This window comes from Haloferula sp. BvORR071, assembly GCF_000739615.1.
Lineage (GTDB): Bacteria > Verrucomicrobiota > Verrucomicrobiia > Verrucomicrobiales > Akkermansiaceae > Haloferula.
The window spans coordinates 22,479-37,408 of the sequence record NZ_BATP01000054.1 but is presented as its reverse complement, the minus strand read 5'-3'; the positions used below and the strand labels follow the sequence as shown (position 1 = coordinate 37,408).

13 protein-coding genes are annotated in these 14,930 nt (G+C 63.2%); 8 read left to right on the top strand and 5 right to left on the bottom strand.

Annotated elements, in window-relative coordinates; all coding sequences use genetic code 11:
* From BV071_RS26240 to BV071_RS26220, 5 genes are all read left to right on the top strand, one after another.
* A partial coding sequence (locus tag BV071_RS26240) for a hypothetical protein (RefSeq protein WP_035613676.1) occupies positions 1 to 403 on the top strand: 403 nt, incomplete at its 5' end.
* A gap of 131 nt (positions 404 to 534) precedes the next feature.
* On the top strand, positions 535 to 1,437 hold the full coding sequence (locus tag BV071_RS26235; protein WP_035613673.1) for a hypothetical protein: 903 nt from the start codon (positions 535 to 537) through the stop codon (positions 1,435 to 1,437).
* Between the two features lie 131 nt (positions 1,438 to 1,568).
* Positions 1,569 to 2,486, top strand: coding sequence for a hypothetical protein (locus tag BV071_RS26230; RefSeq protein ID WP_265594917.1), 918 nt, complete (start codon positions 1,569 to 1,571; stop codon positions 2,484 to 2,486).
* A 118-nt stretch (positions 2,487 to 2,604) separates the two neighbouring features.
* A complete protein-coding gene (locus BV071_RS26225; RefSeq protein ID WP_035613668.1) occupies positions 2,605 to 3,519 on the top strand; it encodes a hypothetical protein in 915 nt (304 codons plus the stop codon).
* Between the two features lie 262 nt (positions 3,520 to 3,781).
* Positions 3,782 to 5,530: an amidohydrolase family protein gene (locus BV071_RS26220; protein ID WP_035613664.1), complete on the top strand. Its 1,749-nt coding sequence runs from the start codon at positions 3,782 to 3,784 to the stop codon at positions 5,528 to 5,530.
* Between the two features lie 412 nt (positions 5,531 to 5,942).
* Here BV071_RS26220 and hrpA read toward each other — a convergent pair whose 3' ends face one another.
* Complete coding sequence (hrpA, locus tag BV071_RS26215) at positions 5,943 to 9,614, bottom strand: ATP-dependent RNA helicase HrpA (RefSeq protein WP_035613661.1); 3,672 nt, start codon at positions 9,612 to 9,614, stop codon at positions 5,943 to 5,945.
* Between the two features lie 174 nt (positions 9,615 to 9,788).
* Here hrpA and BV071_RS26210 point away from each other — a divergent pair, with 174 nt between their 5' ends.
* Positions 9,789 to 10,373, top strand: a complete 585-nt coding sequence (locus BV071_RS26210) for a hypothetical protein (RefSeq protein ID WP_265594916.1) — start codon at positions 9,789 to 9,791, stop codon at positions 10,371 to 10,373.
* Between the two features lie 623 nt (positions 10,374 to 10,996).
* Here BV071_RS26210 and BV071_RS26205 read toward each other — a convergent pair.
* Positions 10,997 to 11,473 (bottom strand): hypothetical protein, encoded by a 477-nt coding sequence (locus BV071_RS26205; RefSeq protein ID WP_035613655.1) that lies wholly within the window; start codon positions 11,471 to 11,473, stop codon positions 10,997 to 10,999.
* 80 nt (positions 11,474 to 11,553) lie between these two features.
* Positions 11,554 to 12,090 (bottom strand): hypothetical protein, encoded by a 537-nt coding sequence (locus BV071_RS26200; RefSeq protein WP_035613652.1) that lies wholly within the window; start codon positions 12,088 to 12,090, stop codon positions 11,554 to 11,556.
* A 255-nt stretch (positions 12,091 to 12,345) separates the two neighbouring features.
* Here BV071_RS26200 and BV071_RS26195 point away from each other — a divergent pair, with 255 nt between their 5' ends.
* Complete coding sequence (locus tag BV071_RS26195) at positions 12,346 to 13,758, top strand: WD40 repeat domain-containing protein (protein WP_265594915.1); 1,413 nt, start codon at positions 12,346 to 12,348, stop codon at positions 13,756 to 13,758.
* A 3-nt stretch (positions 13,759 to 13,761) separates the two neighbouring features.
* Positions 13,762 to 14,088: a hypothetical protein gene (locus tag BV071_RS26190; protein ID WP_035613646.1), complete on the top strand. Its 327-nt coding sequence runs from the start codon at positions 13,762 to 13,764 to the stop codon at positions 14,086 to 14,088.
* Between the two features lie 172 nt (positions 14,089 to 14,260).
* On the opposite strand, the gene BV071_RS26185 is transcribed toward BV071_RS26190, so the two are convergent.
* Positions 14,261 to 14,713, bottom strand: a complete 453-nt coding sequence (locus BV071_RS26185; RefSeq protein WP_035613643.1) for a nucleotidyl transferase AbiEii/AbiGii toxin family protein — start codon at positions 14,711 to 14,713, stop codon at positions 14,261 to 14,263.
* Positions 14,655 to 14,846 (bottom strand): hypothetical protein, encoded by a 192-nt coding sequence (locus BV071_RS35805; RefSeq protein WP_265594914.1) that lies wholly within the window; start codon positions 14,844 to 14,846, stop codon positions 14,655 to 14,657. Before BV071_RS35805 ends, BV071_RS26185 begins: the two co-directional genes overlap by 59 nt.
* Positions 14,847 to 14,930 lie beyond the last annotated feature (84 nt).

Genomic DNA, 14,930 nt, shown 5'->3' with positions numbered 1-14,930 from the left:
CAAGGACAGCGAGCTGGCGATGTATGGCGAGGCGCCGCGCAAGGTGGGCGAGAAGTGGAATGTGGATCCGAAGAATCTCGGGGGCTTCGCCGATGCGAAGAATCTGACCGGGACCTTCACGGTGGAGTTTGTGGAGATCAAGGATTTCCAAGGGACGCCCTGTGCGGTGCTGAAGTCGCAATTCGATGTGGTCGGCCAAGCCGACAGCGAGGGCGGCGAGGGACCGAAGATGACGATGAAGCTGAAGGGTGAGGCGCTCTCGCACCGCTCGCTGGCGGACAAGGAGGATCTGGAGGCGAAGATCACCTCCACGATGACCATGGACGGCGAAGCCGGCCCGGGCATGGCGATGCATGTGGAGGGCCCCTTCAACATGACGACGAAGACGACGCTGAAGAAGTGAGGCGATCGATTTGATCGATTCTGAGTTTTGGAGCGCCCGTGGGTTTCCGCGGGCGCTTTTTTTGCGCGGTGGCGAGATGTTATCACAGATTGCTTCCCACGCGGCGGAGGCGGTTGTTAGGGTCCGGCATCATGAAGACACTTGCGATCAGGACTTTGCTCGGGGCGGGATTGGTGCTCGGGGTTTGCGGGAATGCGGCGAAGGCGGAAGATGGGGCCGCGGTGACGGAGGCAGCGAAGCCGGAGGGGTATGTGCTGGCGGCGAAGGAGTCCAAGCTTCCCGCGAAGGGCGTGACGCACACCGATGAGAACTCCGCGGAAATGAAGGACGCCAAGATGAGCATCGATGCCAGCGGCAAGAAAATGGAGGGCACGATGAACCGCAGCGAGAAGAGCGTGGATACCTGGGTCTATGTGGCCGACAACAAGGCGCGCCGGACGCTGACAAGCAAGGCCAGCACTAACGCGATGACCATGAACGGAGCGAACAGGCCCGTGCCCGGGGACAAAGATCCGCTGGTCGGGGTGCCGGTGATCGTCGAGTACAAGGATGGCACTTACGTCGTGACACTGGAGGCAGGCACGGCCACTCCGGAGCAGAGCGTGGCGCTGGAGAAGCTGAGCGGCTCGCTCAAACGGGACAGCCAGTTCGCGATGTATGGGGACACGCCCCGAAAGGTGGGCGACAAGTGGAACGTGGATCCGAAAAACGTGGGCGGCTTCGGCGACATGCAGGACCTGAGCGGCACCTTCACGATGGAGCTGGTGGAGATCAAGGAATTCCAAGGCGTGCCCTGTGCGGTGCTGAAGTCGCAAGTCGACATCAAAGGCTCGTCCGCGGAGGGCGGCCCGGGACAGAAGACGAGGATCCAGGTCAAGGGCGAGGCGATCTGTCACCGCTCGCTGGCGGACAAGACCGACCTGGAAGTGAAAACGACCTCGATCATGACCATGGACGGCAGCCCGGCCCCACAGGTGACGATGCACGTGGAAGGCCCCTTCAACATGACGCAGAAGACGACGGTGACGCGGTGAGCGATGGATTCGATGAAGCGCCCGTGGGTTAGCACGGGCGCTTTGCGGGCGGGCTTTTGTGCCACGGCGAGATGTTATCGGATCACAGATTGCTTTTCATGCGGCGGAGATGGTTGTTAGGGTCCGGCATCATGAAGACACTTGCGATCAGAACTTTGCTCGGGGCGGGATTGGCGCTCGGGATTTGTGGGAGTGCTGTGAAGGCGGAAGACAGTGCCGCGGTGGTGGAGGCGAAGGAGGCGGAGGGGCATGTGCTGGCGACAAGGAAGACGAAGCTTCCCGCGAAGGGGCAGACCCTCACGATCGAGGAGCTGATGGAAACCAAGGATGGCAAGTTGAGGGTCGGAACCGGCGGCAGGACGATGGAGGGCACGATGAGCTCCAGAGAGAGCAACGTTGAGACCGTGGTCTCCCTCGGCGAGACGCGCGCGCGCCGGACACTGGAAAGCAATGCGAAGGACACGAAGGTCACGATGAACGGCCGGGAGGCGCCGTGGCCGGAGGTGAAGGACGCGCTGGAGGGAGTGCCGGTCTTGCTCGAATACAAGGATGGCAAGGGAGTGGCCACGCTGGAGTCCGGTGCGACGCCCAAGGGCGATCAGATCAAGGCGCTGGATAGGATCAACAAGAGCCTCAACAAGAACAACGACTTTGCGATGTATGGCGATACGCCGCGCAAGGTGGGCGACAAGTGGAATATGGATCCGCAGGCGCTGACGGCCTTCGGCGATGTCGAAAAGATGAGCGGGACCTATGCGGTGGAGTTTGTGGAGATCAAGGAGTTCGAAGGAACTCCCTGCGCGGTGCTGAAGGCGCAATTCGAACTCAGCGGCGAGCAAAATGACGCCGAGGGACCATCGACGATGAACTTGCAGTTCAAGGGTGAAGCGATCACCCACCGCTCGCTCGCCGATCAGGTGGACCTGGAGGCGAAGATCACCGCAACCGTGATCATGGACAGCAAGCAAGGCCCGGAAGGCAAGCAGATGACGATGCATCTGGAAGGGCCGCTCAACGTGGTGCAGAAGACGGTGGTGAAGAAGCCCTGAGGCGGCGCGGCTTTTGAAGAGCGTCCGCGGGTGAGCCGCGGGCGCTTTTTTGTCGCGGCGAGATGTGATCACAGAGTGCTTTCCAAGCGGCGGGAGCGGCTGTCAGGCTGGAGACACCATGAGGGACCTTGTGATCAAATCCTTGCTCGGAGCCGGTCTGACCTTCGGCGTTTGCAGCCATCACGCGAAGGCCGAAGGAGTCGCGACGCTGGAGGAGGCGAAGAAGGCGCAGAGCCATGTGCTGGCGAGCAAGGAGCTCGAACCGTCGCCGAAGGGTCAAACCCTCACCATGGAGGAGCTTACCGAGATGAAGCTGAGCAAGCTGACGGTCAAGGTGGGAGACAAGACGATGGAGGGGTCGATGGAGCGCCGCGATCGCAGCGTGGCAAACCTGGTCTCCCTGGGAGACAACAAATCGCGCCGCACGCTGGAGAGCGACATTAGGAACGCGAAGATGACCTTGAACGGCAAAGACCGGCCGACGCCCCACGAAGAAGACCCCCTGCTCAAGGTGCCTGTCCTCTTGGAATACAAGGACGGGAAGTACAGTGCCAAGCGGGAGGACGGCGCCACCGCCAAGGGCGCGCAGATCAAGGCGCTGGAGGAGTTGGGCGAGGCCTTCGAGCAGGACAGTGGTCTCGCCCTGTACGGCGAAACGCCGCGCAAGGTGGGCGACAAGTGGAAGGTGGATCCGCAAGCCCTGACCGCCTTTGGAGAGGCGCGGAAGATCAGTGGGACCTACACGATGGAGTTTGCCGCGATCGAGGAGTTCCAAGGAACCCCATGCGCGGTGCTGAAAGCTCAATTCGAGATCGCCGGTGAGGGTGATGTCAATGAATCGGGCGAGGGCCCCAAGATGGCACTCAAGTTCAAGGGCAGTGCCGTCATCCACCGCTCGCTGACCGAGCTGAGGGATCTGGAGTCATCGACCAGCGCCGACATGACCGTGGATACCAGCCCGCAGCCGGGGATGACGATGCATATGGAAGGGCCTTTCAAGAAGGTCTTGAAGACGGTGGTGGAGGGGCGGTGAGGTGGGGGTGGGTTGGATTTGATTTTTGAAGCGCCCGTGGATTTCCGCGGGCGCTTTCTTTTTAAATACCGGGGAGATGCATCGTCGATTGCTTTCCAAGAGGCGGCGGGGACAAGGAGTGACGGACAAACCCACACCCGACTGGCATAATCGAAAAATGGCTGGCCATCACCTATCACGTTGAGTTATATCCTATACTATCTAACGGAAATATTCCGCTGGATCTCCTCTCCCTACCAAAACTCCCCTCCCCTTGATTCTCATGACGATCCGGACCTCCTCCCTCCCGTCCCTGCTAGGTGCGGGCGGTGCCATGCTGCTGAGTGCTTGCACGACGACAGAATTCCCGGCAGTGGACACGAGTGATTTCAGCGCTGCGAAGCGCGAGTTGGTCGACTCCGTGCCGGTGGTGGACGTTCACACGCATACCTTCAATTCGCGCTTCCTGCCGCTGCGCGGGATCGTGCTGGCGAAACGCGACATGCTGGGCGATCACGCGCAATACGCGACCGATGCGAGGGTCCTGGCGCTGGCGGATCTGATCACCCGGATGACCGGAGAATCCAAGTTGCCTGCCGAGCATGAGGTCAACGCGAAGATCGCGGCGGACGTCAGCGCGCTCGCGGAGGTGAGGAACATCAGCGCGGAGGAAGTGGCGGCAGATCCGGGGATCACCGGCGCGCGGAAATTGCTGGATCCGGATAAGACCAAGCCCGTAGACAAACTTACCCGAAAGGAAGAGGCCAGCCTGATGGACTTCGTGGCGCTCTTCGACGAAGAACCGAAGGGCTTCGTGACGCTCCTCAAGGAGAACTCGAAGGACAAGGGTTCGCGGTCAGAACGCGCCAGCGAGTATTTTCATTTTCTGCGATGCCTGACGAAAGCCGACAACAGGGTGGAAGGCCGCTTCCAGAGCGATCACAATGAGCGGATCAATCTGGCGGTGAGCCACATGATGGATCTGGCTCCGACCTACAACCAGGAGGAGGAGAATCCGAGACTCTACAGCACCCGCGATCAGATCCGGCGGATGCAAAGTCAGCAGAAGCAGGCCAAGGGGAAGCTTTTGTATTTCGTGGCCTACAGCCCCTTCCGGGATACATGGGAGAAGGATCGAGAAGCGGCGGACGGAAGGGCGCTGGAGATTGTGCGGAAGGCCTATGAGAGCGGAGGTGCCTTCGGGGTGAAGGTGTATCCGCCATCAGGTTACCGGCCGGCGGGCAATAAGATCCCGGATCCGCCATCAAGCAAGTGGAAGCAGCCACTGGAGCAATGGAAGGCTCGCTACGAGCCCAAGAACCGTCCGCCGGTGACGGGGGATGACCTGGATCGGCGGCTGCTGGATCTGTGCCGGTGGGCCGTGAAGAATGATGTGCCGCTTTTCGCACACTGCGCTAAGGGCGAATTCGAAGCGCAGCCCGGCTATGATCAATTGGCGGATCCAAGGGGCTGGCAGCTTCTGCTCCAAGAACACAAGGAGCTGAAAAACCTGCGGCTCTGCCTGGGCCACGCCGGGGGCGGCGGGGAATGGTACAGCGCGGGGAAGTGGGATAATTCCAAGTGGGGGAAAACGGTCTATGAGCTGTGCCGCGACTATAAGAACATCTACTGCGAATTTGGCTGCCACCAGGACATCGCGGATCCCGACAAGCGCAAGATTTTCACGGGGAATCTGAAGAGCTTGATCGCGGACAGCCGCAAGCCATGGCCGGACGGAACGCCGCGGGATTGGGATTTCGGCGACAAGATCATCTATGGCTCGGACTGGTTCATGCCGATGACCCATGCCTCGGACCGGCTGAACTACCTGCTGGCATTCAAGAGCGCGGTGTACGATGCGGGTAGTAATGACGATGAATCGGAGATGCTGTGTCGGGACTTCTGCTACCGGAACTCGCTGGAGTTCCTGAATGTGGAGGAGCGGATCGCGAAGGGGGAATTGCCAGCGAAGCTGGCGACGAATCTGAGGAAGCTGAAGAGCATCGAGCCCAAGGTGCCGGCGGGAAGATAGATCGCTTCAGGCAGATTTCCCCTCCGCGACCTCCTTGCCCCCATTCAGGGGGCCTATGGTTAACGGGATTAGACCCAGGGTTGCGCGGCGCTTTGCTTGCTGACCCTGGGCTTTCTCCTTGTCGCCCCTTTGGGGCTTTTGGAGTGGTGTCCGTGAAGGCGGCCACATGAGTGGGTTCGCACGACCGGCGAAGCGAGGCAGGAGCCCTCGCGGTCCCAAGGGGACTTGGGAGAGAACGCAGGGTGATCTTGGCAGTTGGGGACTCTGGCCGGCTGAAGCCGGCGCACCCAGTGGGCGGTCCGTAAGGCGGGCCTTGAAGGTAGGCTCGCTCGACTGTCCAAGCGGGGCAGGTGCCGCCGCGGTCCCAGAGGTAGAGCCGTCCGCAAGGGCGGACTTGAAGGAGGACGCTCTGTTAGAATCCCTCCCCCAGCCGCTTTTCGGAGACTTTCATCTCAAGCGGGATGTCGGGAGCGAAGAGGCTGAGGCGATACTCTTCTAACAGCCAGCCGTAGTCCCAGAGGGCGGGGTCTTCGGGTTTGGCGGTCCAGGCGCGGAACCAAGGAGTCCAGTATTTGCGGACGCGCTCCATTTTCTCGAGGTCCTTGATGAGAGGGAGGCTGGCGATGCGGCCGAGGCGGGAGCGGATGCCGCGGAGGTAGCGGTCGTGGGACTTGAGGCGGGCGAAGCCGGCGCGCCAGGCGAAGCGGGGGCGGAGGAGCCAGGCGAGTTCTTCCTCGAGGTCGGTGGCGACGGCGGAGAGGTGGCGGTCCTTGGCGTTGTCGTGGATCCATTGGCGGACGGGGCCGATGGATTCGAAGGTGAGGTCGAGTGACTTGCTGAGGATGCTGGCGGCCTCGTACCAGCGGCCCTTGGCGGGCTTGGCGCCGGCGGCGAATTCCTGCGGGGTGCTGTAGCGCTTCGAGCCGAGGGCCCCTTCCCCGCTGAGCGCGATGAGGTCATCGAGCGGGGTGCCGAGGCGCGGCAGCTCGACCTTGGCCATGAGGCCGAGGGGGAACTTCTTCTTGAGGTAGGCGACCTGGTCCGGCTGGGCGAGCATGAGCAGGCGAACTTGCCCGGCGCGGTGGGATTCGGCGGCTTCGGCGGGATTGGAGAAGGCTTTGACGCCGACGCTGGAGCCCTCGTCTAACAAGGCGGGATAGGCAGGGCCTGCCGGGGTCTCGACGACTTCGGGGATCTCGCCCTCGGTCCACTCCTTCATGCCGCGGCGCTCCCAATCGGCATTGGCGGCGGCCTCGAAGCGGTCGGTGACGAGCTTGCCGAGTTTGCGCTGGAGGGCCTTCACGTCCTTGCCGAAGGCGAGCTCGCGGCCTTCGTCATCGCAGATCCAGACCTTGGTGATGAGTTCTTCCGGCTGACGCTCGAGGTCGAAGCTGGTCGGGCTGACCTGGTAGCCGGAGAAATTCGTGAGATACTGCGCGAGGCGTACTTCCAGCGGTGCATCGGGCTCATGGTAGCGCCATTCATCGGCGAAGCCGCGGGCACAGTCGGCCACGGGCTGGCACTCGCGGCGCAGGTCCTTCGGCAGGGAGCGGATCATCCACTCCGCGCGCCAGGGCATATCGCCGGGGACGCCCCAGCCGGGGAGCCAATCGGGGAGCTTCGGCAGTTGGTCGATGTGGACGCCGAGGGTCACGCCGTCATCGCGCTCGCCGGGGGCGGTGCGGTAGTAGAGCGCGTATTCGTCATCGGCGTGGACGAGGCTGTCCGGGTAGCCCTCGAGGTCGAGGGCGTCGAGATCCTCGAGAACTACGTCATTCGTAGTAGCGATCAGGGCATCGCCGTTTTTCTCCTGCCACTTGTGGTACGCCTTCGCGGTGAACATGTCCTGCGGCAGGCGGCTCTCGAAGAACTCAAGCACGGCTTCCTCGCTCCAGAGCCCACCGGGGCGGCGCAGCTTGTGCTCGATCGCCTCAATCTCCTCCTTGAGCGCGGCGATGCGCTCGATGGCGCGGGACTTGCCCTTCACGCCGCCTTGCAGCAGGCCCTCGCGGACGAAGATGCGGCGGGCGCCGGCGGGATCGATGCGGCCGAAGTGGACGCGGCGGCCGGCGACGATGGGCAGGCCGCCGCAGAGGACGGTCTCCTTCGCATAGACGGCGCCATGCTGTTCATCCCAGTGGCCCTCGCCATAGCGGTGGACGCAGAGGTGCGGCGCGACCTTCTCGACCCAGGCGGGATCGATGCGGGCGACGCGGCGGGCCCAGAGGCGGGTGGTATCCACCAACTCCATGGCCATGACCCAGTCCCACTTCTTGCCGCCGAAGAGCCCGGAGCCGGGGAAGACGGCGAAGTGGCCACCACTGGCGCTGCGGTAGGCGCGCGCTTCCTTATCGTAGAGGCCGAACTGGCGCGGCACGCCGGAGAGCAGGGCGCGGTGGAAGGCATCGTAGCCGGCGGACTTTTCCACGCTGGCACCGAGCGGCTTGATCTCCCAGCGCAGCTCGCGGTGGATGAGGTCCCGCAGCTCATCGTGGACATTCGTCCACTCCATGGCGCGGCGGTAGTTCAGGAAGTTATCGCCGCAGTACTTGCGCAGTTGGTTGCGCTTCCATCCCCTGCCCTCGCGGAAGCGCTGGAGGTCGAGCCAGAGGCGCAGAAGCCCGCGGAAGTCGGAGTCGGCGTCCTTCCACTTGGCATGGGCGGCATCGGCTTCCTTGGTCTTCTCGGAGGGGCGCTCCTTCGGGTCGGCGGACTCGAGGGCGGAGACGATCGGCAGGATCTCGGCGAGGCAGTTCTCGTAGCTCGCCTCGATGAGCATGCGGGCGAGGCGCGGGTCCACCGGCATGCGGGCCATGGTCCAGCCGGCATCGGTGAGCTGCTTGTCCTTGTCGAGCGCGCCGACCTCGCGCAAAGTACGATACCCCTCGGAGATCGCCTTCGGCGCCGGGGGATCGAGGAAGGGAAAGTCCTCGATGTCCGGCAGGCCGAGGGACTTCATGCGCAGGATCACGCCGGCGAGGGAGCTGCGGCGGATCTCGGGATCGGTGAATTCGGAGCGCTCTTCGAGATTCTCCTCGGAGTAGAGGCGGACGCAGACGCCCTCCCGCACGCGGCCGCAGCGGCCCTTGCGCTGGCGGGCACTGGCCTGGGAGACTTCCTCGATCTGCAGGCGCTGCACGCCGCGCGCGGGGCTCCAGCGGCTGACGCGGGCGAGCCCGCTATCGACGACGCTGACGATGCCGGGAATGGTGAGAGAAGTCTCCGCGACGTTGGTGGCGAGGATGATCCTGCGCCGATGGCCGGGATTGAAGATGCGCTGCTGGTCACCCAGGCCGAGGCGGGCGAAGAGCGGGAGGATCTCGGTATTGCGGTAGCCGCGGCCATCGAGCGCATCGGCGCAATCTCGGATCTCGCGCTCGCCAGGGAGGAAGACGAGGACATCGCCTTGGGGATCGACTTCTGTTAGCCAATCGACGGCGCGGGGGACCTGGCGGGAGAGTTCCTCATCGTCGTAAGGCGGGAGGAAGTATTCCTCGACGCCGAAGGTGCGGCCCTCGGCTTGCAGCACGGGTGCGCCATCGAAGAAAGCGGCGAAGGAGCCGGCATCGAGGGTGGCGGAGGAGATGATGATCTTGAGGTCGCGGCGGTGCTCTAACAGGCGCTTCAGGTAGCCGAGCAGGAAGTCGATATTGAGCGAGCGCTCGTGGGCCTCATCGAGGATAAGGGCATCGTAGCGATGGAGGTCCGGATCGCCCTGGGTCTCGGCAAGCAGGATACCATCGGTCATGAACTTGATCCGGGTGTCCTTGCTGGTCTTGTCCTCAAAGCGGACCTGGTAGCCGACGTAGGCACCGAGGGGTGTGCGCAGTTCTTCGGCGACGCGCTTGGAAACGCTGGCGGCAGCGATGCGGCGCGGCTGGGTGCAGCCGATTAACCGGCGTCCATCGGTGGTCTCCGCGAGGGCCTCGGCGACCATCTTCGGGAGCTGGGTGGTCTTGCCGGAGCCGGTCTCGCTGACGACGACGATGACGGGATTCTCCCGGATGGCCGCGACGATCTGCTCCCGCATGCCGACGACGGGCAGGGAGTCAGGATAGTTCAGCGGTGGCAGGGTCTGCGGCATGCGCGTGCGGGGACTTAGCGGGGGTTTGGGGACTGCTCAAGCGCAAGCCGAATCTCGAATGCGGAATTTCCGAATGCCGAATGGAGTGTGAGGAAGAATGGGAACGGTGGGGGCGTGGCACCGAAAGCCGCCTGCTTGCTTGCCCGGGCTGCCTGCGTTTGGCAGGTTTGGGACATGGCTGAGAGAGGTCGTGCAATCTTGGTTGCGGCAGGGATTGTCGTGCTCGCGATCGCGGGTAGCAAGATGGCGAGCTTGAGCCGGCCTACAGGAGTGGCGGTGGCCTCTGGCGGCGGGGAAGAGGCAGCGGCGGAGAATGGGACCGGCTCGACGCAGGCGGCAGACTCGCGGCCCGGGAAGAGCGGCACCCGCAGGGCGCTGAAGCGGGCACCGGAAGCGACGGAGAAGAAGCTGCGCGAAATCGTGGTGCCGGTGATCGATATGGAAGACGTTTCCGTGGCGGAGTTCGTGGAAGAACTCGGCAGGCTGTCGGTGAAGCACGACAAGAATCCGGGCGAGTTTCCCGGGGTGCAGTTTCGATTGTATCAGAGCCATGTGGAACCTGATCCCGCGCAGAAGCCGGTGGAGATTTCCGGGCTTCGCCTCGGCCCACGGCTGAGAGAGGAGAACCTGACACTGGAGGCCCTACTTCAACACCTTCGCGAGGGCCTGATCTTCTACGAGGTGAGAAACGAGGTGGTCTGGATCTATCATGCCAGCGATCCATTGAAGCCTGAGCTGCCGACGATGGATGGAGATTAGCTTGGGATCGAACTGCCTCCGCCACCGTGAGCAGAGGGAGGGAAGGAGAGACATCGAAGTTCGAAGGATGGAGGTAGCTACCCTGGAGGCGCAGAGGTCACGGAGGGACTAGGAGGAAGAAAGACAGTTGGAGGCACCACGAATCGGGCGAATCTGACGAATGGAGAAGGAGAGGTGGGCTGCCGGGGTGGTGGTTTTTTAGCCGCGAAAGGGCGCGAAAGGGCGCGAAATTTGAACAGCCGGAGAGGCAAACGACGGAATACGCGAATACACGGAAGCGGACCCTTAGCCGGGCTTCTTCCTCCTTGTCTTTCTCTTGCCTTTCTCCTGTTCAAATCCTGTCTTTCAAGCGGAGCACTGGCAGTTGTGCGCGCCTTCCTTTGATTGTTTTTGAACAGGAGGGAGGCAGGAGAAAGGCAAGGAGGGGAAAGACAAGTGGTGCTTGGTTTGCTTGGGTTGGAGCTTCGTGGGCTCCCGGCTCCGCAGGGTTAGAAATGCTCTTCTGGTGCTGCGTCCGCCTGAAGGCGGGACTACTTACCCTTGGCGGCGGGCCTTAAGCAACCGTCGCGCTTGATTCACGGCGCGACCTGCAAGAGCCCTGCGCAGGTGGATGGATCGCCGCTTCATGCCTTCTGCTTGTTCCAGCGCTTTCTCATGAGACCAATAGCCAGCGGAAGGACCACGAAGAACAGCATGGTCCCCCAGAGCACCATGGACTGGAGGCGGTGGATCAAGGGGTCGTTCAGATAGCTATCGAAGCTGGGCCAGCGGGTGGTGCTGCGCTGGCCATCGGCCAGGCCGGGGCAGTAGCGGTAGATGACCCAGCCCTTGGCGACGTTTCCACCATTTGAGATCAGGGAGAACCAGGTCATCATCTTGGCCATATCCGGCCACCATCTCCAGGAAAGCGCCGCGACCAGGAGGCTCAGCGCGAGGGCGGCGCTGGAGCAGATGCCCTCGGCGAAGTCGCGGTTGATGAAATACCAGGGGGGCTCCTGTCCGGGAGAGCCATCGTGCAAGGCGAGCCAGTTCATCACCGGTTCGCGGAGGGAGAAGCTGAGTTGTTGGGTGCCTAGCATCGTCACCAGGAAGATGATCATGCCGGGCCACTGGTGCCGGAGTGAAGATGGGTCGGGATGATTTTCTGGCATGGGTGAATGGAGGGATTGTTGGAGGCGGCTTACTTCATCGCCTCGAGATCGGCGGCGCTGAGCACCTTGCCGCCGGATGCAGCCTGGATGATGGCGCGGCGGCAGTTGGGATCGGCGGCCGCGAGGCGCTTGAGGAAGGTGCCGAAGCTTTTCCGCAGGGCTTCGTCATCCACGAGCGAGGCGCTGAGGTCGGTGGCACTGAAGGGGCTGTAGCCATCGTGGAGAAAAGAAAAGCGGATGACGGTGCGGCCACGATCCTCCAGGCAATGGAGGCCGAGCATGTCCCCGCGCTCCACCACCGCGAACTGGCTGACAGTCCCCATGCCGGTGGCGCCCACGGCCTTGGGCTTGGCGCTGCCGGCCATCACCAATTCCGTCGGCTTGTTCCCCAGGCTATCGAAGAGTGCGATCACTTGCCGGGTGACCTCCGGGTTCACGGTGTAATTGGAATGGTCAACGCGACTGGCACGAATGGCGCGAATGCTGTCCACGGCGAGGTACCCGCCGCCGCCGATGAGGATTATCGTGCAGAAGATCGATCCGATGCGGAGGGCGAGGCCTTTCATGCTACTTCGAATCATGGGTGCCGAGGCTGGCGGAGTGTGTGGGATTCCCGGTGGGACTCAAGGATGGTCTGGAGGGTGGATGAACCCGGGGCCTGGGGGCGAAGACGGCTCTGCCCGTGCTGCGTCCGCCTGAGGGCGGGACTACCTACTCTTGATGGCGGGCGGTGAGTGTAAGTTCGCTGGGGATTTCACGCGTTCTTCATGGAAAGTGCGGCGGGGGCTGCGTATTCTGGGAGAACAAGTGGTCCCCTGGTCATGAAGCGTAACTTTCGTTGTGGTGCATGGGCGTTGGTCTGGGTGTCGCGGTGGGTGGTGGCGGGCGGCGCTGCGGTGATGGCGGTGGGGGTCGCGCATGCGGTGGATGTGGAGGCAAAGGAGGTGAAGGCGCTACCCATGCCGGATCTTCAGGATGCGGCGGCGCCGGGGGTGATGGGTGAGGCGAGCTTTGTGACGGAGGGGTCGCAGGTGCTGGCCACGCTGGCGGACGGGCGGATCGGCCTATGGGAGACTTCCAGCGGGAAGCCGACGATCGCCGGGAAGCTGGCGGAGCTGAGAGGTGTGAGGGAATTCGTGCTGGATCCGCGGCGGCAGCGGCTGCTGGTGACTCTGCAGGACAAGCCGGAGGTGAGCGTGGTGTATCATCTGGAGACGGGGCAGGAGCTCTCGCCGCCGATCAAGCGTGAGACGCTGGTGGATGGCTGGGAGCTGCTGCCGGCCTACTTCACCCCGGATGGGGAGACGGTGATGGCTGGAACGGCGGAGGGCGGCTACCGGATCACGAAGGTGGAGAGCGGGCAGGTGCTTGCGCAGATCGTGGTGCCGCACACGGTGGACCAGGATGGGCGGGGATTGATCACGCCGCAATTCAGCGCGGATGGGAAGCTCGCCTTCATCATGGATGGCAAGGGGACGCTGCGGCGCTATGCGACGGCAGCATGGCGGGAAAACGGCCCGGCGATGCCGCTCACGAAGGGGAATGGAGATGGGTTGTATTTCGCCCTGCAGCGCGGGGGCAGCTGGGCAGCCACGATCAACCAGGTGCAGGACTGCGGTGGGGTGGGCACGCTGCAATTCTGGAGCACGGCGGATGGCCAGGCGCTGGGCGAGCCGATCGAGGGCAGCTGGGGGATCGGTGCGAATTTCATCGGCAGCGGCACGCGGGTGGTCATCCGGCCGAGCCGCGGGCAGACCCGGATCGTGGATCTGCGGCGGCCGGGCTACCGGGTGGTGCTGCCGGAGCACGATGATCTCTCGGCCAGTTTCGCGCTGGTGACCGGTGGTGGCAGCGCGGCGCTGAGCTGGGGCTACGATCGCAAGCTGACGCGGACGCCGCTGGAGGAGAATAGCAAGGAGGAGCCGGTGACTTGTGAATTCCCCGGCAGGGTCGCGCAGGTCATGGAAGGACCGGAGCGGGAAGCTGTCTATGCGGTGGTGGTGCCGCCGATCACCGCGAGGAAGGAGGATCCGACGCTGGATCCGGTGGTGGTGAAGCTGGATGCGCGGACGCTGGAGAAGAAGGCGACGCTGCACCTGGCGAAGGAGCCGGGTGACTACTACAAGGCGGAGCTCTCGCCGGATGGGAGCAGGATGCTGCTGCGGGATGGCAGGCTGAAGCTGATCGCGACGGAAACGATGACCGAGGCGGAGGCGACGAAGAAGAAGGAATGACGAATGAGTGAGGTGATGCGAAGGCCTGCGCCGTGGTGGCGCTCGCTCTTCTTCTGGGGCGGGATGCTGGTGGCGGGGTATCTGGTGTATGTGAGCTGGGATGCGAAGATCCTGGCGGTGGGCCATGAGGCGAGGATGATCCGGGTGAACACGGAGCCGCCGCAGACGCTGATCGTGGATGAAGGCGGCTACCGTTACTATCCGGGGCAGGTGATGGGTTTCGATCCCGCGGGCGGGCCCTGTGGCGGGGTGGCTATTGGGCCGGCGGGCATGCCATCGCGGGTGCGCCGTGGTTGCAGTGCGAGGAGGGAGAGGGCCCGCGGGTGGTGATGGGAGGATTCCGCGCAGAGTGGGTGTTTCCGCACTACTATGTGATTAGTATGTGGCTGGCGCTGCTGGGGCTGGCGATGATGTGGCGGTGGGTGATCTTGCAGCGCGTGGGAAGATTGAGGGGCGTGGTGGCTGCCGGACAGCAATCACGGGCGCTGGGGTGACAGCCTTTTCAAGCCTTCCCGTTCCTCAGCCTGGCGAGATCCGCGAGATCCTGCGGGCGGCCGGTTGCCGCTTTATTAGCCTCCAAGGCCGCCTTGCCGATGACCTGGATGGCCAAGCCATCGAGGTTCACGGCAACACGCGAGGCCCATGCCTCCTCCCAACTCACACCGCTGATGCCGGTGAGGAGATCGATACGATGAGGTGCCCTGCCGAGTTGGATGACCTGGTCCACGACAAGGAAATCCGCCTCCCCCAAGCCAAGCTCAGAGAAACCAAACTCCGCCACGACGGCGGCCATGCGCGCCGCATTCTCCGGCGATGCCAGGATGAAGAAATCGATGTCTTCCGTGAAACGCGGCGCTCCGTGGAAGGCCAGCGCGAAGCCGCCGACGAGGAGGAAGTCAACTTTCCGAGAGAGCAACAATTCGACAAACTCGCGGATATCCTTCTGCAGCTTCATCTTCGTAGTCCGGATAGAACATGGCTCCGCGTGAGAGGATCTCGGCGAAGATCGCGAGCGATTCTTCGCGATCCTCGATCAGAGGCGGGATACCTTCGCTCGCCAAGGGGCGCTTGACCACGGTCTTCTCCACGGGGAGAGAATAGCAGGCAGCGAGGTGGTGTCGAGGGTGCGATTCATCTCTCCGCAGTGACGACAGCCCCGCCGCTGCACCCCA